Origin of the sequence: Leifsonia psychrotolerans, from assembly GCF_013410665.1 — a bacterium.
GTDB lineage: Bacteria > Actinomycetota > Actinomycetes > Actinomycetales > Microbacteriaceae > Cryobacterium > Cryobacterium psychrotolerans_A.
Genome location: NZ_JACCFM010000001.1, coordinates 1,010,720 through 1,035,327, shown reverse-complemented (window position 1 = coordinate 1,035,327; position 24,608 = coordinate 1,010,720). Strand labels below are relative to the sequence as shown.

The following is a 24,608-nucleotide window of genomic DNA, read 5'->3' as shown; positions in this document are numbered from 1 at the left end:
GAGCACGCAGATGGGGTCACGCTCGAGCACGCTGGGGCGGAACCTCTTGGTGTGTCCTGTGGAGTTGTATCCACGTTCGGTGCTGGTTCCCCTGGCCCGGTCTGCCTGCACCCTGTGGGTGTGGCACCTGCTGCCTTCGGTGGATGGGTAGAGCTTGGGGCATCCGGACACTGAACAGACGCGCATGAGCCACCTCTTTAACCACGAGTAGCCCCGCGGTTAGGCGAGGCTATTGGGTGGCAGCGTCGGTTACTTCCGGTTGCGCCACATCTCGTAGGCGTCTTCGGAGGGGAATTGGTACAGCTCACCGTATGGCACGAGCGGGCTTACCGCGACGGCTGTCGATGTTGCAGTTTCGATTACTACGACACCGCAAGATCCCGTGACTAGCGCCTTCTCGAGCGCTTCTTCTATGAGCGCGCCGCGTTGCTGCATGGACTCGTTGATTATCTGCTCGAGCATGCTTCCACTATACACTGGAAGCATGATCTTCGATGAGAACGAGCTGCGCCTGACGGTCAAGAAGATCGCTGATCTCGACGCTTTGCGCGTTACCCGTGTCCAGTACCGTGACCGCCAGATACGTGCAGGGCTTGCGGCCGGCTTCACTTGGAAGCAGCTACAGGACATCACTGGGCTGACGCCTCGAGCGATTGCACTGGCGATCAAGCGGGTCTAGTCGCCTGCCGTGTCCCGCCTGGTCGCATTGGCTGGGTCATTACTCGCGCCCTCGAACCACGTTGACCTCTTCGGCCCCATGCTCGAGGTCGTAAGCCTGCGCGTAAGCCTCTTCGGTCTCGGCGTCTGTGCGCTCTGCTGGTACGGGGAACGTCACGAATGCGTGAGTGTCGGGGATCTGCACGGTTCGCATCAGATCGCCCCTCGATACATTCGACGCACGTCGCCAAGGTCGAACCCGGCGTGCTCGCTCGATGTCGAGTACGCCGCGGCTTGCCGTGCGTCGATGTCGCGTTGCGTCTCTGGTCGCACCCATGTGCACGGCCCGGTGTGCGTCGTCATGGCGCATCGTTCGCCCTGCATTGGCTGATCGGGCTTCGTGTGCGGGCACTGGTTGGGGAAGTTGCTAGGCGTCATTGCCTTGCCTCTCGTTCATCTGAAACCCGATGCGCACAGACCCGTCGTCGTCCTGTTCGGATCGTTCTGTGTCGGAGTGCGTGTCTTGGTGTTCGACTGGGTGGCGGTGGTTCTTGCGCCACTTGGCTACTTGCTTTGGCTTGCCGGAGATCCCAGCACCGCATCCGCACCACTCACGCATCGGTGCTCATCGGATTGGCCCGTAGTACCAAGCCACTCGTGCGGCGTACCGACGCGTTTCGCCGCGCGGCTTCGACAGGTGCACCCATTGCGCTCGGTAGCACCTGGCAAATGCCCATAGGCCTCGTGGGGTCAGTCGTCGCCAGCTGGTGCTTGGTCGCATCGGGTCTCCCTGTTGAAAGTGGACGGCGGTAACTGGCATCCCTGCCGGGACTTCGCGCCAGCTGATCCCTCACGCCCATGCATAGGTGTGAGGTCGCGTGCCGTCGAAGGCCACGCATCGTGGGAGCAGCAGGAATCGAACCTGCCGTGCACTGGTTTACAGCCAGCGCTGTCACCTTGACTCTTCTACTCCCAAACGGTGGGTCGTCACCCTGTGTGCGGCACTTACCTGGCTGCCGCGACCTTTCGGTACACGTTCCGGTGGCAGGGCTCGAACCTGCGCGCCTGTGGCTCTACCGACTGAGCTACACCGGACCTTGATTGCTCGTTCTTCCGCGCTTCCAGTGAGCTCCTGGGTTACATCCGCCCGAGCGGTGCGCGATCACCAACCCGCATGACGGTGCGGGCCGGGTTAGTTCCCCTTGTCAGCCATTCGACCGTCTGCGTGGTGGCTCAGCTTGAGGCTGGCCCGGAGATTGGTGAGCGGTGATGGGTTGGACAGGGGAAGTGGAAACAAAAAAGGCCCCGATCCGAAGATCAGGGCCTTTCTCAAGTTGTTGCGCCTGGCTCTGGGCAGAGCTGTAGAGCGCATTTACAAATATACTATCTTCACCCCGCTTCCGCTACTTGGCCTGCGGCGTGTCCTTCTAGCTCAAATGCGAGTTCGCGGGCGTTCCAGACCTTCTCGCAGAACCGACACATGGCGGTTGCGCTGCCCACTGGGTCGTCCGGTCGGTAGCGGACGATCAACGGGTGGTGGTACCGCTCACCTGCTTTCCACCATTCCTTTGCGCCACAGGTCGGGCAGTCGTCGGGTAGCTCCTTCTCCCTCGGTCTGTCCATCATGGCCTCGATGCTACGCGCCCATTTCCCGAGCTGCTTGACGCAGAAGTCCTCACGGGCCTCATCTGCCGGTCTCGACAGTGTGGCGACGTACCATGCGCGGAGATCATTGGCCGGCTGATGTGTCGGCATGATCTTCGCGCTGTGGCACCAGCTGTCGATCTGCGCGGTGATCTTCATTGCCTCGAACAGTGCCCCAGTGTCGAGTGGCGCCCTTTCGGATGCGAGTGAAGCGCCTGACGACGATCCGCCCATGCTCGACTGAATCGACGCTTGCAACCGTTCCAGCAGTGACGGCAGCACGACAGGTGACGTGCACGTGATCCCGGCATCGTTCGACTGGATCACCATTGACCGCACCGGTTGGGTGAGCGCGTCGACGGCGGATAGCAGGTCGCTCATTCGGTTCCGCCCGTCTTGCACTTCTCGTCGCACCAGCCCGACCAGTGCCCGCGCCCTTCGGTGCACAAGCACAGCCCCATGCGCTCGCCACGGCTGGGCTCGTCGCCATACGTGTCGATTGAGTAAGCGATTGTCGCCAGGTCGCCTTGCACCTGCCGCCCGTCGATGCTGCCCCAGTCGCCTCGGATTGCCTGCCCGTATTCAGCGAGCAGTCGCTTTGTCTTCTCTGCGCTCATCACTCGTCCTTCCTGACCGGCACGTCTAACCACCGGCCGTTCTCTTTTGGTTCCCCCAGGTCGACGGGGTACAGCCCGCGTTTGAGGATTTCGCTTTCCAACCAGTCCTTGCCCTCCCGTAAAGCAGTGGCGGCCTCTACCCGAAGGAAGAGACCGCCATTTACGCGTTGGGTGAGCCGGATGCGTTCATCAGCCACGTCAGTCCTCCCACCTGTATGTCCATCCGGGGAACAGCTCGCCCCCGTGCTCATCGCAACAGCCGCACTCGCTGTGCGCGGTCGGCCCCCACATCGCCGCGTACACGCTCGCTTTGTTATCCCAGTCGATGACCGGGGCCATGACGACCCATGTGAACTCGGCGCGTTTGCGGCACTTGAAGCACCATCGGACGCCCATCGAGTCGCGGGACGATTCCGCCATCTGCGGGCCGTGGCAGATGATCACAGCTGGTGCGATCTGTTCAATCACCATTCGCTTCACCTCTCTCGTCATCCGTCTCGGCCACCGCGAGTTTGATGCGTGCGAGAGCGTCACCCGACATCGGAATCTCAATGTCTCGGTCGTTCCAGCCGTCCTGCGGGATCTCGTCCGTGGCGGTTTGCCAGTTCTCGTCCGTGATCCTTTCTGAATCCAGATGCCCTGATGCGCTCATCGTTCTTCACCTCTCTCGTTGGGGGTCGCGAGCCACTCGTGGGCCTCTTTCGTCGTGTCGAAACGGGGGCTTGTTGGCTCCCACTTCACGGGTGGCTCGCACGCCTCACCTTCACCAGGGAGTGCAGCGCAACGGGCGCAACCGGTAGCGAGCGGGTCGGTCGGTGCCGGGTCGAAGTCGTGGGATTCGTCAGGATCGGCGGGTGTATACGGGTTCACCGGCTCCGGTATGCCTGGCAGGTTCATTACCACGCCGTAGCCGATGCCAACGTTCAGCCCGACTTCCCACGCTTCCGCTTTCGCGTCGGCCACCACCTTGGTGAGCCAGCGGTTGAACTCTTCGGCGTGGGCGCCGTCGCCTTCCCCGTGCGTGCGGTTCTGATCTTCGGCCCACCATTCCCGAATGTCAGCGGTCGTCGGCGTGTACTCACTCATCTGCTGCCTCGCTCTCGTCAGGCTCGTACTGCTCTTCAACGCTCATGGTCACTGTCAAGCGGCCACTCTCGCTGAGGTTTGACTTGTCGATACGGATCACTCCCACGTCAGACACCTGCGCCTCGTTCACTGCCGCGACAAAGGCACGCAGATCAGCCACAGTGAATCCATTCGACTGCAACGAGCTTGCGTGCCTTGCTCCGCGCCTGTGTGTCGTGTTCGCCCATGCGTGCGCCATTATTCGGTCTCGCTCTCATCAGGGGCCACCGAAAGCACTGTCGCTTTCGGGTGCGCTTCGTTCGCATGAGCAAAGAACTTGCCCTGCGCTTCGGCTTTCGTCGCGCCGTTGAATACCTCTCGGCATCCGGTGCATGTCCATGTCCACATCAGCGGGCCTCGCTCTCGTCAGGGGGTGTCGGGACTGCGTACGGGTGGTACTCGCCGGTGACGTAGCAGAACTGCGGAAGCGGGCCTTCGAGTGACCCATCGCAGTCGAGACATGCGACACGCCTGAATCCGCGCGCGATGATCTCGTCACCATGTACGCACCGAACGTGTCGGTGCTTGCAGAACGCGTTGACCCACTTCACCCCTCGCCCTCCGCATCCGGTACGGGGAGCCAAGGGCCAGCGGGAATTGCGGAGATGCCCATCACTCGGCGATGACCGCGTGGACCGTTCAGCCCGGCCCCGTACTCCCATTCCACCGTTACCGGCTCGGCTGGGGTGCTGAGTTTCGCCAGCATGGCGTCCAGTAGCGTTCCGTCCGTCTCGTAGCATTCGCGAAAGAACGGGTGGCGGGCGATTGCCTCCCACGCCTCGATCCGCTGATCTTCTGATTCCGGCTCGGCGGGCTTCCGGAAACCAGCGGCCAGGATTGCGTCGGTGAACTTGTCTTTCAGCGGCTTCATGTCCTGCCCGAGCAGACGCGCCTGGGCTGGCTTTGGGAAGTTCGAGACGTTGAACAGCACGCCTCCGATTGCCCTTGCCAGTTCTTCGCGGTCGGTCATTTCGTCTCGTCCTTCCCGAGTGCGTCGATAGCGGCGAGAGCGCCACGGTTTCCCATCACCCAGCCGCCCGCAAGCGCCGGGGGTACGGCGAGAGCAGGCGTTGAGTACTCCACCGCTTCCCGTGCCAACCTGACACCCTCGGCGATCAGGATCGGGGCGACGGCGTGGGCATATTCCCGGTAGTCGTCCTTGCGTGCCTCGCTGAGTCGATACCAGACGGATGTCGCCCCGTTAGCCGCGGCGGCATTGTCCGACAGCGCCTTCGCTGCCGCCTCAATCACTTCTTCACTGCCCTGCATGCTCATTCGTCGTCCTCTCGTTCCTTTTTGCAGGGGGCGCATTCGCACTCGTCGTCGGAGCTGTTGTGAAGCCACGACACCTCTGCCACCGCCACGCTGGGGTAGCCGTAGACATCCATCGACACCTGAGCGAAGTACTCGCCGTCGCAGTACACGGCGCTGAGCGAGCACCCGCGACCGGGCCGCGACTCTTCCATCCAATGCACCGCCCACTGGTAGTTCTCCAGATCGGCCGGGATCGTGCTCGTGTCGACGTACTGCTGAACCTCCGCGACAGCTCCGGGCCATGCCGCAGCTTGACGCTCGGTCATCTTGCTCATGCGTCTTGCTCCTTCGTCTCTGGTTCGTTCGGGCAGCGAATGGCGCTCTTGCCCAGTGGGGTGCGGCATCGACCGCAGATGTGCTCCGGTGCGTCCCGGCCTTGCGTGGATGGGGCGTGAATGCCCCCGTTTTGGCTTCCGTTGAAGTTCATGATCAGAACGGCGTGCCCTGGTCGGCCCACTCGCCCGCAGACGCGACAGAACCACCCGGGGTAGACCACTGCTCGTTCTGTGAGTTATGAGCGGCAGGAGCGGCGCCCTGGCCCCCGCGGCGCGGCTTCTGCGCGATACGGGCGATCGTCGGATTCACCACAACGAGATTCACGCCCGATTTACCGTTCGACTCCCATGCATCAACCTTGATCCCCGTGCCCGTCAACGACACCAACGCACCCTTGCTGATCAGATGCGCGACAACCTCCGCGTGATCCTCCCAGAACGTCGCCTTGAACCAGACCGTCTCGCCCGAATCTTCCCACTGGTTCGTCTGGTCATTCTTCCGCTGCGGCGTCACCGGGACAGACACGTCCACGACCGCTTTGCCGTTCGCGTTCCGAACCTCAAGATCCTTCGCGACGAAACCCTCGATGTTGATAGTTGCTCTAGCCATGATTACTTGCTCTCTTTCGTGTTGTTCGCCGCAGCCCCGATGAGCTGCAGCTTCTTCGTTTCGTTGTCGTAGGCGCGCGTCAGCGTGGTCCTGATAGTCGGCTCGAACTGCTCCTTGACCACGCGCCACTTCTGCCGGGTTTCGAGGAACACCGCGAACGCGAGATCTGATTCAGTGAGATTCATCAGAACTCCCTCCCTTCGTCCCTGTCCCGTGCGCACGAGTCGCACGGCATCGGATAGTTCGCATGAATCGGGCAATCAGCCGGACGCGCCACATGATGCTGAATCGGCGCTTGTGACGGCTGCCACGCCTTGTCCGGTGTGAAAGCCACCTGGTCTTCGTCCTCCCACCGACGAGACCGCAACCAGCCAGCCGGGAACTTCAGCAGCGACTTGTCCTGACCGATGTTCAGGAGCGCGTAGGACTGAGCGCCGGCCGTGAGTGTCGCGAGGTCGGTCGTCTTCCTTGCTGCGGTGAATGCCTTCGCTGCATCTGCCTTACTTGCCTTGCGCGGGTAGACCTCCCACCACTGAGCAAATTCTGTTGAATAGTTACTCACCGCAGGTGAGCTATCTACTTCTTTAGAAGTAGATGGATGGGATGGGATGGGATGGGATGGGGCAACCCGAACTTCTTCCGAACTTCGCCCGAACACATCCCGAACGTTCGCCGGTTGTTCGCCCGAACGTTCGTCATCTGTTCGGTCTTTGTTCGCCCGAACACCTCGTTTTGCCGCGCGAACTTTCTTCATCCGCTCCTGCGCCGCAAGACGCTCAGCCTCCACCTCTTCCTTCAGCGGTTGGTAGTCCTCCCAATCCTTGAATTGGTAGCCACCCTCAGCCGCATCCCACAGGACGGACTTCACAAGCTCGGCAGCTTCATCAGGGCTGCCGCCGAGTCTCGTCACCGTCCTGTCGGGCACGAAACCATCCGTCAGATACTTCGCACACCACGACCCAGCAACCGTCCACAGCCCGATAGCGGCCATGCTCAAATCCACAACTTTCGGATGACCGTGGAAACCGTCATCAACCTTGAACCAGGGCATTCCTAACCTCCTTCCATTCGTCTCATTGCTTCTTCTTCTCCGATTTCGATCACGCGCCCGTCGTCGGTGAGTAGGCACCACCCGTGCGATGCATGCTCAATCGGCACCGTCGACGGGTCAGCGAAACCGGACACCTTGATTCCCCGCCGCACCGCTTCCGCCTGCAGCTCCGGGTCAGACTCGATCAGCCCGTTTCGGATCGAATCAAGCCACACCACGTTCGACAGGCGGTGCTTGTTCTTCCGCCCACCCATGCCGCCCTGACGGTGCTGCGGAACCAACGTGTCCGAATCGACGCCAGACCATGCGCACCGGTGACCGTCACGTTCCTCGATCGCACGAAGAGTGGCCTTCGGCGTGATGGTCATGCGGCGACCTCATGCCCCTGGCACTTGTGGGCGAGCTCCATCAGGATCTGCTGGAACATCGGCTTGCCACAGTGCGCGCAGTGACCACACGACGCCACAACGTGAATGTCGCCGCGCTCTGGGATGCACGCGAGATCCGCCGCATCAGGGTCAGGCTCGATCCCGAGTGCGTCGAAGTCGAACGCGAGTTGCGTCATGGCCTCAACTCCCGGTGGTCATGCTCGATCGCCGCCGCCACGTACCCGTAGACGCCGCCGATTTCGCGCCGGAACTTCTCGGCCACGGTGGCGATCTCCTCCCACGTCGGCGTGCTCATGCCTTCCCTTTCTGCGCGTGGTATCGGATGCGTGCGGCGTCAGCTACAGCGTCAGCGCATGATTTGCCGGTCTCTGCGATTGCGGGGCACACGTCACCGGCGCGGCACTTGAAGGTGCTGTAACCGGATACGGTGCCGTGCTTCGCTTCGGGTCGTGACGTTGTGCCTTTGCGTGCTCTCCACATGAGGCGTGCCTTCTCGCGGCCTGCTTCCGCGCATGAGGGAAGGCCTGCCGCAATGGCTGGGCATTCGGTCGGTGGCTTGCAGCGTTTGTATCCGGTGGTGGTGCCGTGTACGAGACCGTCAGGGCCGATAATCCCTTTGGTGACACGTGGGGTCGGTGCTGCTTTCGCACGCTTCACAGTGGCCTTGACGGGCTTCGCGGGTCTCGCGAATACTTCCCGCTCAGCCGACGCAACACCCGCGTCAACCTGCTTCCGGTACGCGTAGTCACCCCGGTAGCGAATCGCTGCTTCCCGACACGTCATCAAGCCGGTGCGGTGATTCAGGCAGGCGGTGTCGTTGATGCAACCGGCCGCGAACTGGGCAGGGGTTCCGTGGGTCATTTGTTCACCTCGAGCACTTTCTCAAACGGGATTCGGTCGACCCACGAATAACCGGTGTCGACAGATACGGACTTGCCATTCACACGCACGACTCGATGCCAGCCGGTCACAGTGCGGACGTGTTGCGCCCCGATGATGTCGGCGTGAGTGAGTCGAACTCGGGCGGCTTCCGCTTCCATAGCGGCAACCATGCGGGCTTTGTGGGCGTCGATCCGCTCGCGCCTCTGCCGCTCTATCTCAACGTCAATCTGCCGGTCGGCTTCGGCGTTCTTCCGGCGCACCTCCTGAAGTGAAATGCGGGTCATGCGATCGCCCCGAAATCGAAAGGCTCGGGCGTCGCTTGCTCAGGCACGTAGAGCGTCAGTTGGTTTTCCACGCGAGGCCGAATGGTCGACTCGAAACCGGCGCAGAACTCCTTCTTGATCTCGAACCCGTACCCGACGCGGCCAAGATTCTCAGCGGCCAGCAAGGTCACGCCAGACCCTGCGCAGGGGTCAATGACAACGTCGCCGGGGTCGGTGAAAATCTCGATCAGCTGTTCCAGTAGCCGTACTGGTTTCTGCGTCGGGTGCACCTTCGGAGTCACGGTGTCGCGCGGGAAGTCCATGACGTTCATGACCATGCGGCCGTTGTTGTTGAACATCGGCAGCTTGTCGCGGTACAGCAGGATTCCGTACTCGGCATTTCCCACAATTCGCATGTTGGCTTTGAGTACCTGCGGTGAGAAGTTCTTGCGAAACACGAGGTTGATGTAGTGATTGAACCCGTGCTTCTTGCCCTCTTCGATCAGCTCCATCTGCTGGTCGAAAGCACAGAATACGATCATGCAGCCCGCAGTCCCGGTCTTCTTCGGCTCCTTCACCAGCAGGCGCGACGTGAAGTGCATGAACTCCGAAATTCGGAAGTCATTGTCAGTGTCGAAGAACTGTTTTCCCGCAACCTCCGACTGCCCATTCGCGATATCTCCACCGACGTACCATTGCGGGTTGCTCCCATAGGCATCCGTTCCCGTGTTGTACGGAATGTCGGCAATGATCAGCTGTGCTCTCGGCACGTTGTAACGCTTGTGGTTCTGAAAGTGATCGTTTATGAGCTGCATCACTTGGCCCCTTTTTCGGGCGCGCTAATCTGTTGGTTCATCGTTTCGCTCTCTCAGCGTCGGTGGAAAGAAACGGTGACCTGCCCGTCAGATGGGCAGGTCACCTCTTGGAGTGTGGGTTACGCCAGAGTGGGATTCTTGGCCTCCCGATATGCGGTGAGGATCACATTGAGGATCACGTCGCCGGCATTTGCGGCTCGCGCGGCAGTTCCGAGGCCGCTGATCAGGTCAGCGTCGCACTCTGTCTCAGCCAGCTCTTTCAGCCAGTCACGCCCGGACTCATCCTTGGGTGGCCTCGGCGGCGTGAGTGGCTGCACAGTGAACGGTGCACGCTTCCCACGGGTCACGGTCAGTGACACTTTCAGTGGCCCGTCAATGTGCGACATGTGCGAAATCTGGATGCCGCCCACCTCGTCCTTCCCGAATCGGATCGTCGGATTGCGGAACAGAGTCAACTGGTGGCCGACATGCTTCGACCCGTCTGCACCCCACGCGGACACCATGACGCGCCGCATCGACTTCGAGGGCTTGTAAGGGCGACCGGGGCCGAACTCTTCCGTGACCACATTCACTGGCTGCTCAGCGCTGCCTGAACGCACCTCCACGATGGTCACTGTGCGTGGGCCAGTCATGAGGTCATCTGCATTGAGCTGATCCGACTTCGGGGCGATACTCTCCGTCAGGTTCATGCCCTATCTCCTTTCTGTAGTTGTGTATCCGCGGCCAGCGCAGGACGCGCAGTAGTCAGCTCCGGAAAAGCAGTGTTTTGCCCGACATCGCCCGCCGCTTCGATGCCCGGTTCCCTTGCATTTCATGCAGGTTGCGCCGCGTCCGGTCCCGTCGCAGGTGCCGCAAAAGATCCCATCCGCAAGAACGCGTTTCATCTCCCGGTAGGTGCGGGGTGCATTGTTGTCGGTTCGCGTTTCCATTTCTTCGCGCAGCAATTCTGTGAGGTTGTCCCATTCCGGCAGCAGGCGGTCCCACTCCTTGGAGCGACCGGCCATGCGTCCCCGGATGTCACTTGTAGTCAAGCGGCCCTCGCAGTAGCGAACACACCGGAGCATGTCCGAGGGGTCCCAGGGGTGATTGTTGCCATAGCCAGCGATGGCTTGCGCGGACAGCCCTGTTGGATATGTCATGTCAATTCCTCTTCTGCGTACACGGCCCACATGGGCGGTTGTAGCGGGTCGCCGCTCTTGTATCCGGGCCATCTGCCAGTGCGCATGCATTCGGCGTAGGTTGCGCGTGCACGCTTGCCCTTGGATGCCCCGAGCTCCGCGAACTGCTCCGACAGTTCATGCACGGCGACAAGGTGAGGCGCGGCCGTCTCGACCACAACGAACTTCATGCGCGGGTTGAACTCACCCGTGACAATCCCGTAAGCCTCGAGATACCATTCCTGCTGCACGTCATAACCGAAGTTCGCGACAGTCTTCTCGAATTCACGCGGTGCCGCCGACTTGCCCGTTGTTTTCAGGTCGACGCACCACGGGTCGGTCACGGTGAAGTCGGGCAGGTAATCGAACCGGGCCCGCATCTCCACGCCCGTCACAGGGTCAGTGGCGAACACGGATGCTTCGGCTTGGCCTGACTGCTCGAACAGGCTTCGTGCTTCCGGGTAAGCCAGAACAGCCTCAGCCATTCCGTCGACCTGCCGAAGTTTCGCAGCATCCAGAACGATCAGCCCGTTCGCGCGCTGCTCGGCCACCCATTCGACCGTTGCGGCCTTCGTGGACACGCTGCCCGATGGTGTCAGGTGCTCGTCTGGATAGCCGATCGCTTGCGCGCCGACGCCCAGCACCTTGGAGTGGGTCGCTGTGCCCAAATCGAAGGCATCCTTATGTGGCTGTGGGTGTGTCTTTGCGTAGTGATACCGCGCCGGCGAATCGAGGATCTGTCTTGCCTGAGTCGATGACAGTTCCGGTCTGGCATGATATTCGTGCTCGGGAAGATCGTTGATAATCCCGGTCAGTTCCTTTATGCTCATTCGATTTTCTCGATTCTCAGTTCCATGTGGGCAATCCCGCCCTTGACGTATTCGATGACCGGCATGACCTTCACCATGAGATCGGGGGTGTCGTCGGTGACCACGCCCGCATCAACCAACCCATCGCACATTGCCTTCAAGGTGGGCACGATGTTGTCGGCGTCGCGTCTCGCCTTTGTGGTGACGAACCAGGTCAGTTCGACCCGGCATTTCCCCAGTTCGGGGATACGGTGCGCGAGCTTCGCGGTGGCGTCACGAACGGATCGGGTGAGTTTCGCTTTGTGCGCCCAATGCAGCCGTTGGTTCGCGGTCACAGGCGGACGCGGGTAGTCAAAGTGCAGGACGGTCACGAACTCGCCACCCGGCGTCTGGTGCTGCTCATTCAGGAGAGTCACGAGAGGCCCAACCCTTCGGCAACGTCGGCGCGAATTGCACGCCACCGATCGGTGTCCTGCATGCCTTCCCACGGCCTCGTGAAATCGACTGCACCGTAGTTCAACCCAGCCGTGGTGATCAGGTTCGCGATCCGCTGCTGTTCTGCGAGGTAGAGGGTTGCGTGGACTTGGGCGAGTGAGACCTTCTCTGCGTTGGTCATCGCGTGGGTGTCGTACACGCACGCTTCGAGGTAGCTGTCGGCCGCTGCCTTGTGGTCGATGCTCATGAGGCAAGCTCGCCGTCTACGATCGTCCAACCGATCTCGCGGGACTCGTCACGGTCGCGCTCGATGACGACGTAATAGCCGCGCTCAATCGCCAGCTTCTCAATGCCCGCCAGGGACACCGCGTCGAGCATGTCGCCGTTCTTGATGAAGATGATGCGCAGATCCGGCTTGCCCTGAGTGAACAGGTCGAACGCGATCACGATCTTCATGCCTGTGTTGACCTGCTTGAACGGCACAATCTCACGGCCCGTGTCGAACGTGATGCCGGTGTCATCGATGCCGAGCCCCTTGACCGGGAACACTGCGGCTTTGAGCGCGTCCGCTTTGCGCTTGTCGATCTCAGCGAGTTTCGCCGTGGCCTGAGCCGAGAGCGCCGACTGCGCAGCGAGTTCGTCGGCGACGATGCCTCGGTGAGCTTGCGCGCGGATCTTCGCATTCAGGGCGTCGATGCCGTCGAGGCTGGCTCGCAGATCCGTGTCGTCCTTCCGCTCAAATGACTTGTACGCGTCAAGGGTGAGCGCCTCCGCTTCCTGCGCCCGGCTGAGGAACGTTCTGGCGGCGTCGAGTTCTTCGATGAGGCGGGCGACATCTGCCTCAGCGTTCTCACGCGCCGTCTGGGTACTACTGGCTGAGCGGTGCAGCGTGTCACCCTGCGCGTTGTGCTCACGGATCTCTTCCAACTCCCGCATGAGCGCAGACGCTGACTGCTCCTCGATTGGCAGGGATTCGTCAACGGGGGCGAACGCGGCCAACTGGCTTTCGAGCTTGCCCACCTCTCGATTCACGTCAGTGCGTCCGTCGAACGTGCGCTTGCGTTCAGCGTCGAGAGCGTCGAGGTCGAACGGCAACTCGATGCGGCGCAGCAGTTCGGCGCGCTGATCCTTCGCATCCATGTCCGAGAATGCTTCGGTGTCGAACACCTGGCCGCCAGTGGATTCCTTCATGAATGCGGCGGGGCTGCCGTACTTCGCGCCGTCGTGCGCCTTCACGGTCAACGTCCCGGCGCCGTTCTTCTTGAAGTCGACTCGGGCGATTAGGTCGGTGGTTGACATCTGAATGAACGAGCTGTCGGCCTTGTCGTTGATGGGTTTCGTCACCGCATCCTTGCCCTTCACCCCGGCAGGATCGAACAGCTGATAGATGCCGTTGACGACACTCGACTTCCCGGCGCCGTTCGGGCCAGCGATGATGATGCAGCCGGGGCCGCGAGGGGTGAACTCGACGGTGGCGCGAACGCCCTGGAACTGGCTGACGGTAAACTTCTTGATTTCTTGCAGGGTCATGATGATGATGCCTTTCGATTGGTTGTGTGAACCCGCACCGCGATAGCCAGCGCACTGAACGCGAGGATGCCGAACAGCAACCATGTGCCGTCATATGCGGGAGGTCGGGTGAAGGTGATAATGAGGACGGCCACCGCGAGGGTTGCGGTGGCCGTGCAGGTGAGGCGGAGTTTGCGGTGAGGGGTCATCAGGTTGTCCTCTCGAATGGTTCGATTGAGGTGTAACGGTCCCGGACGAATGAGGCGCGCATGAATGTGTTCCGGTCGTAGTCGTCGCGTCCGTCGTCGTCTGGGGTGGCGCTGATGGTCACCATGTCGGCGTTGAGTGCGACGATCCAGCCGTCGAGTGGTTCGCCCGGTTCGCGGCCATGGACGCGCTGGGTGATCAGTACGCGGTCGCGCAACGCCGGGGTGTACGTCGGCTTCGATCTGGCATAGAAGCCGCTCACAGTCGCCCGACTGCCGCGATGATCTGCAACGCGATGACCCCAGCGAGAACCCACATGGTCAGGTAGACGAAACGGATCGTTGCGGGGGTCATGCGATCACCTGCACCCCGTAAGCAGCAAGGGCCACGAACACGGCCACGATGAGCAGCAACCCCAGGTAAGCCAGGGCGATTCTCAGTCGTGACTTGCGCGGCGCCGGGATTGCTTCGGCGGTCTGAACGGCGACGCTCCCAGTTGCGGGCTTCTGCTCAGTCCGGATGCGGCGAACGTCAGCAGCAACCCACGGCTTCGAGTGCTGCGCGATTACCTCAGCGTGAACGTCGAACTGAGGGTTTGCGAGATTCGGGCGGGTCATGAGGTCACCCCGAACTCAGCGGCGATCTGTTTGAGATCGGCTTCACCGCCATCGCCCATCAAGCTGAAAATGACCAGCTTCGCTACCCGGTTCAGAACCTTCTCGGCAGTCACGGCGACAGGCTCAAGGCGAGTGAATGGGGCGAATCCTGCGACGTGCTCGTCGTTAAACCATCCAGCCGAAGACTCGACCTTTAAAGCAAGGTTGCCGTTTGTCTGGAATGACCAAATACCACCAGTCGCATCCATGTAGATTCCGGTTTCAGTCGGCAGCACCACCGGAGCCACCGGGCGGTCGAGAAGGAAGAAGTTTCCGGTCGTACGCGGGTCGGCGGTGTCGCCGTCAGATTCGGCAACGTATTCGTGAGCGACCGTTGAGCGGAGCCGCTCGGTGTATTCCTTCCGGATCAGATCGCCCTTGCGGATGTCCTCACGTCGGATTGGGGTGCGTACAGTAGAAGTGTTCATTGGTAGTCCTTTGATCTGGCCCCTGTTAGCGCAGGGGCTTCTTTGTTTGGGGTGGGTTAGCCGTTAGCGGGGCTCACCGCGTCATGCGGGTAGTAGATGACCTCTCCGGCGGTGAACTCCACTCCGTAGTGCGCTTTGCCAATCGATACGATGACGCCGAGGCCATCGAGCGTTCTGATGACATCCTTGAACTTGAGCATTCGCGCTCCTTCTGTTTGTGGTTAGAGGCCAGCCCGGCAGCATCAACCGCCTCCCATAGGTAGGAGGGTTGACCTGACCGGCCTTGTGCGACGCTCGGAATCGAACCGAGACAAGCCCTTACGCCTCGCCGCGGTGAGTGCTAGCGATGGCGCTTGAAGAATTCGCTGTCGAAGCCCTTGTCGAAGTCCGCCTTGAACGCCTTTGCTCGGCGGACTGCGATCGATGCGACGGTGACCCAGATGATGAGCCAGAGCGACGCGATCACAGCCGCTGCCCAGATGACGAACCAGATGATTGCGTTCCAGTCGATGTCCATGTGTTTCCTTCTCTCTTATTGGTGAGTGCCGGGGCAGGGAGTCGAACCCCACCTATCAGCGGGCACATGCAGGCCCGCACCACACCGGCAATCACTCACGCCACGCCCTGCAATGGCTCGCGTCAGTGATCGGTAAAACCAACCTCCCGGCTGCTAGAAATCACCCGCGCAAACTGCGTGAGGATCATTCGTGAGAGTCGTTCTGGTCTGCTGTGGAGTTGTCAAAGAGCGGTTTTGATTCGCGCAACCCCTGTATCGAGGCGCGACGAATAGTGCTGGGGTGACCGGACAGTGAGGGTCAACCCAGCTGGGGAAGGGGGTGGTTAGCCCGTGGTGGAGGTCATCAGGGCATCCCTGTAGGACCGGTATTGGCCGGGGGTCATCGACACCAGCTCGCCGCGAAGGGGGACCAGCTTGACCCGCTTCACGCGAGGGATACCGGTGCATCCACCGCACAGGCAGAGCAGCCACGGACAACGGCGGGTCGATGAGTTATTCATGCGACCACCGCCAGGTCGAGCGACCCGAGCCGGACACGCAACCGTTCAAGGCCGCGAACAGTCACGCGTACCTGAGGCGGGTCAAGAACGACAGCGCCGGTCTTCGGGTGGTAGTGGCTCATCGGCTTCTCGGCCAGATAGCCGGCATCGACAGCCGTCTGGAATGCTTTCCACTTCCCGTGAGAACCACGGAAGATCCAGCCAAGATCGGCAAGCTGCTTGAACAGGCGCGCCTGCCCCGTCTCAATACCGGCACGCGCCAGGATCTTCGCCGCATCAGCAACCTCATAGTCACCGTCAGCAGAGGCGAGTTCATCCCATGCTTGGACCTTCGGGGCATCGATCGCGACCTTCGCCTCGAGCTGTACTGCGCGCTGCTCGGATTCGAGCGCGAACTGCAGAATCTCGAGGCGGGACATCTCAGCGGGCGGGACGACCTCGCGTGCCATGTCGAAGAACGCCCGCACAAGCGCCTTCTTGAACGACCGAACCTGCTCAGTGTTTCGCTGGAACGTCATCAGGAGCGTGGCCTGCTGCTCGTTCAAAAGAGCGACACGCACCTGAGCGTTGTTGTAACCAGCCCGCATTTCAAATGCGACCTGCCCAAAGTCTTCGAAGTCAGAGAGGTTGGCGTGGATGAGCTGCAACACTGCGCGGTGCTCAACGCCCGAGCCTTCTGCGATTGCCTCCGACGAGACGACAACAGTGCCGGCGTATCTGAATGGGGTGAGCGCGCTCATCGTGCCACCCGCTCTGCACGCATCTGCACTGCACGGACGCGCAGGTAGACGACGGTGAGGATGACCGCGCCCGGGATGGACAGGTACGCGTGGATGGTGTCGGGGGTCATGCTGCGGCCTTCCCGCTCTTTGCGAGGGGTGCGGGGATGGGGGTCCAGCCGAGAATTGAGCTACCCAGCTGGAGCTTGCTGAGTTCCTCGCCACGGATGTAGGCGTTCCATGTGCGGAACATGAAGAACAGCGCAGTGGATGGCTTTGTTTGGACGCGCTTGAACGATTCGGCAGCGACGCGCTTGTGCAGTGTAGCGATGGGGTCTCCCGCGCCAGATGTGCGCAGCCCCTTGATCCGATCGAAGAAGTCGGATGCGGCATCCGGGTCGATTTCCACAAAGGCGTGGTGCGCGGTCGCGAGGGCCCCGATCGGGAGGCGCAGAGCGCGCTTGAGCTTTGACATTTCGGCGGTCGACTCGGCGAGGTTCGGGAACTCTTCCATGTGCGCGAGCACCTCTGAGTGCGACAGTTGCGAGTCGCGAGGCGAGGCCATTGCGTGAGTGAATCCGCCGGCGACCCATGCTGCGTGGATGTTGCAGACCGCGGCGAGGTCCTTACCGTTCGCGAACCCGTTCAGGCCGAGGGTGTCAGCGTTGGACCGGGGAGCGCCGGAGTCCATGACGGACATTGCGTCGAGAGTCACGCCGCGTACGACAACCATTGTCACCGTCACGTCTGCGCGGATGATTGCGAGGAGTCGGTTCTGCCCGTCGGCAAGGTTCCCTGCTACGTCGAACTTGATCGGCTCGCCGGTGATCTGCCAGTTGCCAGCGATCATGTCGCGGGCGTAGCGGGCGATGCGCAGTTCTTTCGTGCGACGGTTCTTGACGTTCTTCGTGAGGTATTGCTCAGCGATTGCGGGGGTGATGTTCTCGATGACGATGGCCGGGAGTGCGGTTGCGGTGGTCATTCGGTATCCTTGTCTTGTGTGTTGAATGCGTCGAGGATTCCTTGGCAGGACTCGATAGCGAATTGCAGGTGGCCTCGCAGGTGTGAGGCCACCTCTTCTTTGTTTCGGGTGAATCGGTCGTCTTCGGTGATGCGCTGAAGTTTCTCGATGGTCTTGTGGAGTTCCCAGCCGGTGTCTCTGGCGGTTTCAGTGAGCGCACGTCGCTGTGGGGTCTTCGGTTCCTGTGTCTTGTACGTCTTCCCGTCGAGGCCAGTTACGGTCTTGACCGTGTGCGTCTCAGTGACGGTGGTGGGTGCGTCGAAGACTTCACCGGTGTCGAGGTTGACGGCGGCGAGGGCTGGGAAGTTGGCTTCGGAGGCCGAGTTTGCGCCGGTGAGCCTTTGGGTAGTGCCGGGAGCGTCGGAGAGCTCAGGTGGCAACTCGGTTGCCACCTCATTAGCGTGAATGTCCTTGGATACCATCTGTCGGGTCACGCCCACGATCGGCGCAATTGCCCGAGTGCTCATGCCGGCTGCTGACAGCTCCCGTACGACCTCGCGCCGAACCTCTACGCCGAGGCGGGAGAGTGCGCCGCCGAACTGATCTGAGACGTACGCTCCGACTGATGGATAGCCCAGCACATCATGCGCGCCGCGTTCAATCGCCTCACGAATCAGCGGCATCACAACTTCGTAGTTGTCGGCAATGGCATCGAGACGGAAAGTGATCTGTTCCGTGATTGTCTCAGCCTCATCGTGGGTCATCTGCGGGATGACGGCAACGGTGGTCACGCCGCGATCTTCTCGGTGAGAATGATCTGCACGTCGAGCCCCGCCGCCGCAGCGATTCTGTTCAGGTCGTCCAGGGTGATAGGCGTGTCGCCTGCGAGCCTTCGCGATATGGCGGATGATGAGTAGCCGGTGACGGATGCGGCCTTCTGCTGCGACACCTTGGCACTGAACAGTGCCACTCGCAGAGCATCCGGTACCCGGTGAGTGGGTAGTGATTGGGTCATGTAGGTATTTCTACCCACTGAATGGGTAGATACCTAATCCATTCCGGTGCGTGTCGTTGGTTCTACCCGCTCAGCGGGAACTTCTACCCGCCCAGCGGTTGACATGCCCGGAATGCGTCCAATATAGTGAACCCATGAGAAACGCGACCGTAAGCAAGTTCCCCGAGCAGACCAGCCATCGGAACAACGTTGCAGCAGCCGTGCGCGCGCACATGGGCGTCCGACAGATCAAGGATGCCGCGCTGGCCCGCGAGATCGGGATGACTCAATCCACGATGAGCCGCCGCACCAATGGCGAAATGCCATTCGACGTAGACGAGCTGGGGCGCATTGCGCGCGTCTTCGGCATCAGTCTCGTTGAGCTGATCTCAATGCCCAAGGGGCACCCTTCAGATTAGAAGGCTCCTGCTCTATCCCCTGAGCTACGGGGGCGACCTATCGAGACTACTACGCCAACGTGGCCCTGCTCGAATGCAACTGGCCTCGCGCGTGCACGCGTGCAACGTTCGGGGTCAGATGGCCTTGGCCGCGGCGACCAGCACCTGATCGAGAGTGGGCGCGCCGACGGCGCGGAATACCTCGACGCCCGAAGCGTTTCGCACCAGCACGGTCGGCGTCGAACGGATCCCGTTGGCCTCAGCCTCGGCGTTATCTCGCGCGACGTCGAACTCGGACACTGTCGCGTTCGGCACCATCCGCGCCACCTCAGCGAGAACCTCGCGCGTCTGCAGGCACGGCTCGCAGAACGCGGAGGAGAAGAAGACCAGGTCCATCAGAACTCTTTTCGTTAACCCGCCGAAAGGGCGAAAATCGCAACAATCAATGACACGACCGCCAAGACCAAGGAAATTCCGATCAACACGGCATGCACAATCAGGAACTTCGTCGGTTTGCCCGTGGCATCCCGAGCTCGGACATCCTTGTTGACTCGCTTGTAGAACTGCGGCCAGACCACAAAATTCCAGAGTGCGTTGACGAGAAGCAGGATGGCGAGTGTTGTAATCATTGACAACAGTCTATGAAGTGCGTCGCCTCCGCGCTGGCACTCCCGCAGAACGCTGGGCTCAGCCCGCCAGTAGACTCAGGGAATGACAAATAGCAGTGACCGGTTGGTATGGATCGACTGTGAGATGACCGGCCTTGACCTCGGCGTTGATGAGCTTGTTGAGATCGCCGTCGTCATTACGGACTACGACTTGAACCCGGTCGACCCGGGAATCGCGATCGTGATCAAGCCCGATGACAACGCGCTCGAGCAGATGAGTGACTTTGTGCGCGACATGCACACGACCTCCGGTCTGATCGAAGAGATCCCCGCCGGCGTGAGCGCGGCAGAGGCCGAGTACCAGGTGCTCGAATATGTGCTCAAGTTCATCCCTGCCGAGCAGCGGGCGCCGCTGGCCGGAAACTCGATCGGCACCGACCGCGGGTTCATCTCCAAGTACATGCCGCGACTCGACAATCAGCTGCATTACCGCAACGTCGATGTGTCGTCGCTGAAAGAGCTTGCGCGCCGCTGGTACCCCCGCGTGTACTTTAATGCGCCCGCAAAAGACGGCGGACACCGTGCCCTGGCCGACATTCTTGAATCAATTCGGGAACTCGCATATTACAGAAAAGCCCTGTTCGTGGCCGATCCGGGACCCTCAAGTGACCAGGCAAAAACCTTCGCAAGCGAGGTGGTGAACATCTTCGCCCCAAAGATGTAATAGGATTCTTGAGTTGCCTTCTTCAGCGAAGAAAAGCAGCACATGGTGGGTATAGCTCAGTTGGCAGAGCGCCTGGTTGTGGTCCAGGAGGTCGCGGGTTCAATCCCCGTTACTCACCCCAATGATTGATCGGCCTCGAGTCGAGCGCACAGACCGGCCTTGAGCCGAGAACACGGTCCGACTGAACGTGTTGGCCGGGTCGGTTCAGGCCAAGAGTTCAGAGTGCTGCTTGAGTCATGCCAAGCTCGACCTATGCTTCAGTTAGACCATGAGGGTTTCGAACGCCTCGTCATCGATGAACTCGATCTCTTGCCCGACGACATGCTCGACGGGCTCGACAACGTCATCTTCGTCGTCGAAGATCTTCCCGAGGACGGCTCGCTTGACCTTCTGGGCTTGTACGACGGTATCGCTCTCACCGAGCGTGGGCAGTATGGCTTCGGCGAGATGCCGGACCGGATCATCCTCTACCGCCAGCCTCTCCTCGCGTTCTGCGCTGACATCGACGAGTTGCGCGACCAAATTCACATCACGCTGGTGCACGAGATTGCGCACTTCTATGGAATCGATGATTCCCGGCTCCACGAACTTGGCTGGGGCTAGTCCGGGACTAGTCCGGGTCAGTGTTCGATTCCACCGGGTCGCTGTCCCCACTGTCAAAGACGTACCGCACGTGGAGCTGGCCCTGCACGTCGCGCTGATCAGAACTGTCGTACCAAAAGAGAGATTCCATACTGTCGATCGCAGCGACCATGCTGACGCGCGGCTCTGGTCGCCCGTGCACGAGCACCCGGCGGTCGGTCTGCCCTTCAAGAGGGCCATCTGTGAACTCAGCGATGTAAAAGATGTCGCCTGCATCGGCACTGGTCATGGCACCAATCTAGACCTGTCTGGCGTGAATCATGCCTTTTCGGTGGAGGAGAAACGGATGGTCGCCCGTCGAGCGGGCCGATCACGGTTCACATACTCCGCCCATTCGCTGTCCCATTCGTCCCAGTGAGCGCGAAAGACCTCACCATCGCGGTCGAGAGCACGCTGCTTGCGCACGCGGTCGTCAGCATCGATCCAGACACGAACCTGCGCGAGTGGCGCATTCGCGGCCGCCATCGCGCCACAGCCTTCCACGATTAGAGGGCGAGTGCCCTCGACCGTGGTCCATTCCCCGGGAGCTTCCTTCGACCAGTCAAAGCGTTGCCAGGCCGCCTCAGCGCCGAGAGAACGGGGGTGCAACAGAAAGCGGTTGAGGTGCAGGATGCCGGCATCGAGACCAGCCCAGCCCGGATAGATGTCATCGAGGCGCACGAGCGTTGGTCGGCGTGATCCCGGCCACTGAGCCAGCAGCTGATCGGCCAAGGTGCTTTTTCCCGCACCACTCGGACCATCAATGAGCATCACTCCCGCGTCTGGAAGGGCGCGCACCGCGCTCCACAGCGTCGCGGTCACATCAGTTGGCTGATCATCCAAGAACAAAATTCCAGCTTCCCGTCAAGACAGCGACTGTCACGGCCAGGGCCGCCACCAGCGCACCGAGTGCGATCAATCCCCATTCGCGCGCACCAAATGGGGATTCCCGGGCCCAACTGCGCGGCGCATCCGACCCGAAACCTCGGGCCTCCATTGCTGTTGCCAATTTGCTTCCTCGCCGAATTGACAGGACGAGCAAGGCGAAGGCTTGGCTACCGACGCGCCGAATTGCATGACCGTCGGCCACACCTCTGGCCCTCCGTGCTAGCTCGAGCGCATGCCAATCGTCGATGAAGAGCCCCACCAACCGCAACCCGGCTAGCCCTCCCAGCACGAAACGTGCGGGCAACCGCACCACCTGCGCCAGCCCATCTGCGAGGTCGGTCGGGTCGACGGTGATGAAAAGGACCACGGCGGGTAACCCGATCGCCAGCACACGCAGCAGTGAGGCGAGTGCGAGCGCTGCGGAGCCCTCTGTGACGTGAATGAGCCCGAATGACCAATAGACGGCTCCCGATTCCTGGCCATACAGCAGAGTCGTCACCGCGACGGTGGGAGCGGCCAGCCACACCGGGAGGGTGCGCCAGACCAGGGTTCGGAGAGACACTCCCGCAAACAGAAACAGCACGAGTTCACAGCAGAGCGCAACCGCCGCAGACACCCAGTCGATCGTGAGCACGAGCACCCCGGCAAGAAGAAGGGAGGCCCCGAGCTTGGCGACCGGGTTGATACGCCCAATTCCCCTGTCGGTGCGGGGCGGCGTCAACACGCTCATTGTGGCGTCCCCACGGGCAGATTCAGGTCGAGCCGGCGGTCGGCCAGCGCCGTGACAAACTCGGTGTCATGCGAGACGGCGATGACCCCGGTACCCTCATCTGCAAGCTCAGCGAGCAACGTGACGATCTCTTGCCAGGTGCGACAGTCTTGCCCGAATGTGGGCTCGTCGAGCACCAACAGGCGGGGCCGACTCGCCAGTACCGTGGCCACTGACAACCGCCTCTTCTCCCCGCCGGAGAGAGTGAACGGGTTTGCTTCGGCGAGATGATCAAGGCGCAAACGCTCGAGAAGACCATCGAGGTGCCGTCGGGTGTCGGCGGTGTCCCGCCCGAGTGCCTTCGGTCCGACGGCGAGCTCAGCACGTACCGTGGCCGCAATGAACTGATGCTCCGGGTCTTGAAACACCGTGCCGATACGCGGGAGCAGCTGACGCGACTTCCACGCGATGGGGCTGGGGCCTGCTCCCGCGGCGAATCCGGGCGTCGCGACAACGCGCCCCGAACCGGGCTTCAGCAGTCCCGCCACTGTGAGCGCTAGCGTCGATTTGCCGACGCCGTTCTTTCCGGTGATCACCTGGATCTCGCCGGAGTTCACGGTGAGATCCAGATCGGACTGCACGATCTGACGGGGCGTGCGTGCGATCCCGAGCGACTCGGTGCGGAGCAACGGCTCGCTGGCACCGGTTGGGCGACGAACCGGTGCCGGCGCTGGACGCTGGGGAACCCAGACACCATTTTCCGCGAGCCGCTCACCGTGCGAACAAAGCACATCCGTGGGCGGCCCATCGGCCAGAATGCCACCGCCTGCGTCGAGCACGATGATTCGATCGACGAGATCTTGCCAGATCGAGACCCGATGTTCGATCACGACGAATGTGGCATCGGTGTGCGCAAGCACGCGCGCGACCGAATCACGCACCTCGCGCACGCCGTCCGGATCGAGATTCGCCGTCGGCTCGTCCAGCAACAGCAAAGAGGGGCGCATGGCTAGCACCCCGGCCAAGGCCAAGCGCTGCTTCTGCCCGCCGGAAAGCCGAGAAGTGGGGTGGTCTAACGGAAGGTCCAACCCCACCATCTCAAGCGCACCGGTGACCCGCGACCAGATCTGTTCACGCGGCACGCCGAGGTTCTCGCAGCCGAACGCCACATCGTCGCCCACCCGGGCCAGAATCACCTGAGAATCCGGATCTTGCAGCAGCAAACCGGACTGGCCGCGAACAGCGCGCGGATCGACACCGTTCACCAGAAGCTCACCGGTCTCTTCGCCCTCGTCGTCTCCCCCCTGCACGCCGGCGAGGGCGTGCAGGAGGGTCGATTTACCGGCACCGGATGCGCCGAGGAGCAGCACGCGTTCCCCCGGCTCAATGCGGAGGTCCAGATTGCCAACGGCCCAGCGCTGGCGCCCGGCGTGGCGCCAGCCCCATCCGCGCGCGTCAATGGATGCGGTCATTAGACGCGCCGTCCAGCCTCCCGCCCAGCGGCAAACCGGCTCAGCGCCCCTGTTCTCGCCAAGCCACGCATGGCGAACCAGGACAGAAGTCCGGCGATCACCGCACCCGAGATGATGGCTGAGATGGCGTACACCGTCACAAACGGCGCCGCAGAGCCCGGGTACCACAGCAGAAGGTCGTTGATGGCCATCGCGAGACCGGCGGCGGCACCCGCCAGCACAGCAACGAATACCCGGTAGTTGACGTAGAGGAATGCGGCGAAGACGAGTTCAGCGCCCAAGCCCTGAACGACACCCGAAACGAGTGTCAACGCCGCCCACTGGTTACCGACCAGCGTGGAGACAACGGCGGCGATCAGTTCGGTGTAAATAGCTGCGCCGGGCTTGCGAATGATCAAACCGCCGAGCACTCCAGCGAAGAGCCACCCGCCGCCCAGCAAGGCTTGCAGCCCGGGAAGCAGCGGCTGCAGCAGGCCGCTCAGCGGGTTGGATGCCTGATTCCAGACCACAAAAATAAGACCGCTCGCCACGCCAATGACACTGGCCACAACGATGTCGACGACTCGCCAGCGAACATTTCTCGGCGGCCTCGTTGAGGTGCGGGAAAGTGCGGCGTGATTGAGGGTTGATGATGCGTGCACTGTACGTGCCCTT

47 protein-coding genes and 3 tRNA genes are annotated in these 24,608 nt (G+C 61.5%); 6 read left to right on the top strand and 44 right to left on the bottom strand.

Going from position 1 to position 24,608, the window contains the following annotated elements:
- Window positions 1–249 precede the first annotated feature (249 nt).
- Window positions 250–462 carry a hypothetical protein gene (locus HNR05_RS04825; protein WP_179577990.1) on the bottom strand — a complete coding sequence of 71 codons (213 nt, stop codon included), beginning with the start codon at window positions 460–462 and terminating at the stop codon, window positions 250–252.
- A gap of 22 nt (window positions 463–484) precedes the next feature.
- Between HNR05_RS04825 and HNR05_RS04820 the strand changes: the two genes are divergently transcribed.
- Complete coding sequence (locus HNR05_RS04820; RefSeq protein ID WP_179577989.1) at window positions 485–679, top strand: hypothetical protein; 195 nt, start codon at window positions 485–487, stop codon at window positions 677–679.
- A 39-nt stretch (window positions 680–718) separates the two neighbouring features.
- On the opposite strand, the gene HNR05_RS04815 is transcribed toward HNR05_RS04820, so the two are convergent.
- From HNR05_RS04815 to HNR05_RS04725, 20 genes are all read right to left on the bottom strand, one after another.
- Window positions 719–871 carry a hypothetical protein gene (locus tag HNR05_RS04815; RefSeq protein WP_179577988.1) on the bottom strand — a complete coding sequence of 51 codons (153 nt, stop codon included), beginning with the start codon at window positions 869–871 and terminating at the stop codon, window positions 719–721.
- Between the two features lie 687 nt (window positions 872–1,558).
- Window positions 1,559–1,631 (bottom strand) — tRNA-OTHER (locus HNR05_RS04810).
- A gap of 62 nt (window positions 1,632–1,693) precedes the next feature.
- Window positions 1,694–1,752: transfer RNA gene (locus tag HNR05_RS04805), tRNA-OTHER, on the bottom strand.
- Window positions 1,753–2,046: 294 nt separating this feature from the next.
- On the bottom strand, window positions 2,047–2,682 hold the full coding sequence (locus HNR05_RS04800) for a DUF7341 domain-containing protein (protein WP_179577987.1): 636 nt from the start codon (window positions 2,680–2,682) through the stop codon (window positions 2,047–2,049).
- Window positions 2,679–2,918 carry a hypothetical protein gene (locus HNR05_RS04795; RefSeq protein ID WP_179577986.1) on the bottom strand — a complete coding sequence of 80 codons (240 nt, stop codon included), beginning with the start codon at window positions 2,916–2,918 and terminating at the stop codon, window positions 2,679–2,681. The genes HNR05_RS04800 and HNR05_RS04795 overlap by 4 nt, the downstream gene beginning before the upstream one ends.
- Entirely contained in the window at window positions 2,918–3,115 is a 198-nt protein-coding gene (locus tag HNR05_RS04790; protein ID WP_179577985.1) for a hypothetical protein, read from the bottom strand. The genes HNR05_RS04795 and HNR05_RS04790 overlap by 1 nt, the downstream gene beginning before the upstream one ends.
- 1 nt (window position 3,116) lies before the next feature.
- Window positions 3,117–3,389: a hypothetical protein gene (locus HNR05_RS04785; protein ID WP_179577984.1), complete on the bottom strand. Its 273-nt coding sequence runs from the start codon at window positions 3,387–3,389 to the stop codon at window positions 3,117–3,119.
- On the bottom strand, window positions 3,379–3,570 hold the full coding sequence (locus tag HNR05_RS04780; RefSeq protein ID WP_179577983.1) for a hypothetical protein: 192 nt from the start codon (window positions 3,568–3,570) through the stop codon (window positions 3,379–3,381). Before HNR05_RS04780 ends, HNR05_RS04785 begins: the two co-directional genes overlap by 11 nt.
- A complete protein-coding gene (locus HNR05_RS04775; RefSeq protein ID WP_179577982.1) occupies window positions 3,567–4,004 on the bottom strand; it encodes a hypothetical protein in 438 nt (145 codons plus the stop codon). Before HNR05_RS04775 ends, HNR05_RS04780 begins: the two co-directional genes overlap by 4 nt.
- Window positions 3,997–4,164, bottom strand: coding sequence for a hypothetical protein (locus tag HNR05_RS04770; protein WP_179577981.1), 168 nt, complete (start codon window positions 4,162–4,164; stop codon window positions 3,997–3,999). Before HNR05_RS04770 ends, HNR05_RS04775 begins: the two co-directional genes overlap by 8 nt.
- Before the next feature lie 426 nt (window positions 4,165–4,590).
- The gene (locus HNR05_RS04765; RefSeq protein ID WP_179577980.1) at window positions 4,591–5,013 is read right to left on the bottom strand and encodes a hypothetical protein; all 423 of its coding nucleotides are present in this window, start codon (window positions 5,011–5,013) and stop codon (window positions 4,591–4,593) included.
- Window positions 5,010–5,318, bottom strand: a complete 309-nt coding sequence (locus HNR05_RS04760) for a hypothetical protein (RefSeq protein WP_179577979.1) — start codon at window positions 5,316–5,318, stop codon at window positions 5,010–5,012. Before HNR05_RS04760 ends, HNR05_RS04765 begins: the two co-directional genes overlap by 4 nt.
- Complete coding sequence (locus HNR05_RS04755) at window positions 5,315–5,632, bottom strand: hypothetical protein (protein WP_179577978.1); 318 nt, start codon at window positions 5,630–5,632, stop codon at window positions 5,315–5,317. Before HNR05_RS04755 ends, HNR05_RS04760 begins: the two co-directional genes overlap by 4 nt.
- A gap of 154 nt (window positions 5,633–5,786) precedes the next feature.
- On the bottom strand, window positions 5,787–6,242 hold the full coding sequence (locus HNR05_RS04750; protein WP_179577977.1) for a single-stranded DNA-binding protein: 456 nt from the start codon (window positions 6,240–6,242) through the stop codon (window positions 5,787–5,789).
- 2 nt (window positions 6,243–6,244) lie between these two features.
- Window positions 6,245–6,427 carry a hypothetical protein gene (locus tag HNR05_RS04745; RefSeq protein WP_179577976.1) on the bottom strand — a complete coding sequence of 61 codons (183 nt, stop codon included), beginning with the start codon at window positions 6,425–6,427 and terminating at the stop codon, window positions 6,245–6,247.
- Window positions 6,427–7,293 (bottom strand): LvrA C-terminal domain-related protein, encoded by an 867-nt coding sequence (locus tag HNR05_RS04740; RefSeq protein ID WP_179577975.1) that lies wholly within the window; start codon window positions 7,291–7,293, stop codon window positions 6,427–6,429. Before HNR05_RS04740 ends, HNR05_RS04745 begins: the two co-directional genes overlap by 1 nt.
- Window positions 7,294–7,295: 2 nt before the next feature.
- Entirely contained in the window at window positions 7,296–7,661 is a 366-nt protein-coding gene (locus HNR05_RS04735; RefSeq protein WP_179577974.1) for a hypothetical protein, read from the bottom strand.
- Window positions 7,658–7,858, bottom strand: a complete 201-nt coding sequence (locus tag HNR05_RS04730; RefSeq protein ID WP_179577973.1) for a hypothetical protein — start codon at window positions 7,856–7,858, stop codon at window positions 7,658–7,660. The genes HNR05_RS04735 and HNR05_RS04730 overlap by 4 nt, the downstream gene beginning before the upstream one ends.
- Entirely contained in the window at window positions 7,855–7,977 is a 123-nt protein-coding gene (locus HNR05_RS17740; RefSeq protein WP_281369790.1) for a hypothetical protein, read from the bottom strand. Before HNR05_RS17740 ends, HNR05_RS04730 begins: the two co-directional genes overlap by 4 nt.
- Window positions 7,974–8,543, bottom strand: a complete 570-nt coding sequence (locus HNR05_RS04725; RefSeq protein ID WP_179577972.1) for a hypothetical protein — start codon at window positions 8,541–8,543, stop codon at window positions 7,974–7,976. Before HNR05_RS04725 ends, HNR05_RS17740 begins: the two co-directional genes overlap by 4 nt.
- A gap of 119 nt (window positions 8,544–8,662) precedes the next feature.
- On the opposite strand from HNR05_RS04725, the gene HNR05_RS04720 reads away from it, so the two are divergent.
- A complete protein-coding gene (locus tag HNR05_RS04720; protein ID WP_179577971.1) occupies window positions 8,663–8,836 on the top strand; it encodes a hypothetical protein in 174 nt (57 codons plus the stop codon).
- 8 nt (window positions 8,837–8,844) lie between these two features.
- Here the strand turns inward: HNR05_RS04720 and HNR05_RS04715 are convergent, their stop codons facing one another.
- The 16 genes from HNR05_RS04715 to HNR05_RS04640 all read right to left on the bottom strand — a co-directional run bounded on the left by HNR05_RS04715 (window position 8,845) and on the right by HNR05_RS04640 (window position 18,555).
- Window positions 8,845–9,642, bottom strand: a complete 798-nt coding sequence (locus HNR05_RS04715) for a DNA-methyltransferase (RefSeq protein WP_179580577.1) — start codon at window positions 9,640–9,642, stop codon at window positions 8,845–8,847.
- Between the two features lie 119 nt (window positions 9,643–9,761).
- Window positions 9,762–10,331 carry a hypothetical protein gene (locus HNR05_RS04710; protein WP_179577970.1) on the bottom strand — a complete coding sequence of 190 codons (570 nt, stop codon included), beginning with the start codon at window positions 10,329–10,331 and terminating at the stop codon, window positions 9,762–9,764.
- A 446-nt stretch (window positions 10,332–10,777) separates the two neighbouring features.
- Entirely contained in the window at window positions 10,778–11,629 is an 852-nt protein-coding gene (locus HNR05_RS04705; protein WP_179577969.1) for a PD-(D/E)XK nuclease-like domain-containing protein, read from the bottom strand.
- Window positions 11,626–12,024 (bottom strand): RusA family crossover junction endodeoxyribonuclease, encoded by a 399-nt coding sequence (locus HNR05_RS04700; protein WP_218868809.1) that lies wholly within the window; start codon window positions 12,022–12,024, stop codon window positions 11,626–11,628. The genes HNR05_RS04705 and HNR05_RS04700 overlap by 4 nt, the downstream gene beginning before the upstream one ends.
- Entirely contained in the window at window positions 12,021–12,290 is a 270-nt protein-coding gene (locus tag HNR05_RS04695) for a hypothetical protein (RefSeq protein WP_179577968.1), read from the bottom strand. The genes HNR05_RS04700 and HNR05_RS04695 overlap by 4 nt, the downstream gene beginning before the upstream one ends.
- Window positions 12,287–13,573, bottom strand: a complete 1,287-nt coding sequence (locus HNR05_RS04690; protein ID WP_179577967.1) for an AAA family ATPase — start codon at window positions 13,571–13,573, stop codon at window positions 12,287–12,289. Before HNR05_RS04690 ends, HNR05_RS04695 begins: the two co-directional genes overlap by 4 nt.
- Complete coding sequence (locus HNR05_RS04685; protein ID WP_179577966.1) at window positions 13,570–13,761, bottom strand: hypothetical protein; 192 nt, start codon at window positions 13,759–13,761, stop codon at window positions 13,570–13,572. The genes HNR05_RS04690 and HNR05_RS04685 overlap by 4 nt, the downstream gene beginning before the upstream one ends.
- A complete protein-coding gene (locus HNR05_RS04680; RefSeq protein ID WP_179577965.1) occupies window positions 13,761–14,021 on the bottom strand; it encodes a hypothetical protein in 261 nt (86 codons plus the stop codon). Before HNR05_RS04680 ends, HNR05_RS04685 begins: the two co-directional genes overlap by 1 nt.
- Window positions 14,022–14,109: 88 nt before the next feature.
- On the bottom strand, window positions 14,110–14,376 hold the full coding sequence (locus HNR05_RS04675; protein ID WP_179577964.1) for a hypothetical protein: 267 nt from the start codon (window positions 14,374–14,376) through the stop codon (window positions 14,110–14,112).
- Complete coding sequence (locus tag HNR05_RS04670) at window positions 14,373–14,843, bottom strand: hypothetical protein (protein ID WP_179577963.1); 471 nt, start codon at window positions 14,841–14,843, stop codon at window positions 14,373–14,375. Before HNR05_RS04670 ends, HNR05_RS04675 begins: the two co-directional genes overlap by 4 nt.
- A 56-nt stretch (window positions 14,844–14,899) precedes the next feature.
- Window positions 14,900–15,043 carry a hypothetical protein gene (locus HNR05_RS04665; protein ID WP_179577962.1) on the bottom strand — a complete coding sequence of 48 codons (144 nt, stop codon included), beginning with the start codon at window positions 15,041–15,043 and terminating at the stop codon, window positions 14,900–14,902.
- A gap of 140 nt (window positions 15,044–15,183) precedes the next feature.
- A complete protein-coding gene (locus HNR05_RS04660; protein ID WP_179577961.1) occupies window positions 15,184–15,360 on the bottom strand; it encodes a hypothetical protein in 177 nt (58 codons plus the stop codon).
- Window positions 15,361–15,856: 496 nt separating this feature from the next.
- A complete protein-coding gene (locus HNR05_RS04655) occupies window positions 15,857–16,600 on the bottom strand; it encodes a phage antirepressor KilAC domain-containing protein (protein WP_179577960.1) in 744 nt (247 codons plus the stop codon).
- Window positions 16,601–16,706: 106 nt separating this feature from the next.
- Complete coding sequence (locus HNR05_RS04650; protein ID WP_179577959.1) at window positions 16,707–17,561, bottom strand: hypothetical protein; 855 nt, start codon at window positions 17,559–17,561, stop codon at window positions 16,707–16,709.
- Window positions 17,558–18,331, bottom strand: a complete 774-nt coding sequence (locus HNR05_RS04645; protein ID WP_179577958.1) for a hypothetical protein — start codon at window positions 18,329–18,331, stop codon at window positions 17,558–17,560. Before HNR05_RS04645 ends, HNR05_RS04650 begins: the two co-directional genes overlap by 4 nt.
- Window positions 18,328–18,555: a helix-turn-helix domain-containing protein gene (locus tag HNR05_RS04640; protein WP_179577957.1), complete on the bottom strand. Its 228-nt coding sequence runs from the start codon at window positions 18,553–18,555 to the stop codon at window positions 18,328–18,330. Before HNR05_RS04640 ends, HNR05_RS04645 begins: the two co-directional genes overlap by 4 nt.
- 134 nt (window positions 18,556–18,689) lie before the next feature.
- Between HNR05_RS04640 and HNR05_RS04635 the strand changes: the two genes are divergently transcribed.
- On the top strand, window positions 18,690–18,953 hold the full coding sequence (locus tag HNR05_RS04635; protein WP_179577956.1) for a helix-turn-helix domain-containing protein: 264 nt from the start codon (window positions 18,690–18,692) through the stop codon (window positions 18,951–18,953).
- Between the two features lie 114 nt (window positions 18,954–19,067).
- On the opposite strand, the gene HNR05_RS04630 is transcribed toward HNR05_RS04635, so the two are convergent.
- Both HNR05_RS04630 and HNR05_RS04625 read right to left on the bottom strand, forming a co-directional pair.
- Entirely contained in the window at window positions 19,068–19,328 is a 261-nt protein-coding gene (locus HNR05_RS04630) for a thioredoxin family protein (protein WP_179577955.1), read from the bottom strand.
- A 14-nt stretch (window positions 19,329–19,342) separates the two neighbouring features.
- Window positions 19,343–19,561 (bottom strand): SCO4848 family membrane protein, encoded by a 219-nt coding sequence (locus tag HNR05_RS04625; RefSeq protein WP_179577954.1) that lies wholly within the window; start codon window positions 19,559–19,561, stop codon window positions 19,343–19,345.
- A gap of 82 nt (window positions 19,562–19,643) precedes the next feature.
- Between HNR05_RS04625 and orn the strand changes: the two genes are divergently transcribed.
- The 3 genes from orn to HNR05_RS04610 all read left to right on the top strand — a co-directional run bounded on the left by orn (window position 19,644) and on the right by HNR05_RS04610 (window position 20,867).
- Entirely contained in the window at window positions 19,644–20,264 is a 621-nt protein-coding gene (orn, locus tag HNR05_RS04620; RefSeq protein WP_179577953.1) for an oligoribonuclease, read from the top strand.
- Window positions 20,265–20,309: 45 nt separating this feature from the next.
- A tRNA-His gene (locus tag HNR05_RS04615) sits at window positions 20,310–20,385 on the top strand.
- Between the two features lie 131 nt (window positions 20,386–20,516).
- Window positions 20,517–20,867, top strand: coding sequence for a metallopeptidase family protein (locus HNR05_RS04610; RefSeq protein WP_179577952.1), 351 nt, complete (start codon window positions 20,517–20,519; stop codon window positions 20,865–20,867).
- 7 nt (window positions 20,868–20,874) lie between these two features.
- On the opposite strand, the gene HNR05_RS04605 is transcribed toward HNR05_RS04610, so the two are convergent.
- The 5 genes from HNR05_RS04605 to HNR05_RS04585 are packed head-to-tail and all read right to left on the bottom strand — an operon-like array spanning window position 20,875 to window position 24,595.
- Complete coding sequence (locus tag HNR05_RS04605; RefSeq protein ID WP_179577951.1) at window positions 20,875–21,135, bottom strand: hypothetical protein; 261 nt, start codon at window positions 21,133–21,135, stop codon at window positions 20,875–20,877.
- A gap of 29 nt (window positions 21,136–21,164) precedes the next feature.
- Window positions 21,165–21,728 (bottom strand): nucleoside/nucleotide kinase family protein, encoded by a 564-nt coding sequence (locus HNR05_RS04600; RefSeq protein ID WP_246318349.1) that lies wholly within the window; start codon window positions 21,726–21,728, stop codon window positions 21,165–21,167.
- Window positions 21,721–22,503, bottom strand: coding sequence for an energy-coupling factor transporter transmembrane component T family protein (locus tag HNR05_RS04595; protein ID WP_179577950.1), 783 nt, complete (start codon window positions 22,501–22,503; stop codon window positions 21,721–21,723). Before HNR05_RS04595 ends, HNR05_RS04600 begins: the two co-directional genes overlap by 8 nt.
- Entirely contained in the window at window positions 22,500–23,954 is a 1,455-nt protein-coding gene (locus tag HNR05_RS04590; protein WP_179577949.1) for an ABC transporter ATP-binding protein, read from the bottom strand. The genes HNR05_RS04595 and HNR05_RS04590 overlap by 4 nt, the downstream gene beginning before the upstream one ends.
- On the bottom strand, window positions 23,954–24,595 hold the full coding sequence (locus tag HNR05_RS04585) for an ECF transporter S component (RefSeq protein WP_179577948.1): 642 nt from the start codon (window positions 24,593–24,595) through the stop codon (window positions 23,954–23,956). Before HNR05_RS04585 ends, HNR05_RS04590 begins: the two co-directional genes overlap by 1 nt.
- Window positions 24,596–24,608 lie beyond the last annotated feature (13 nt).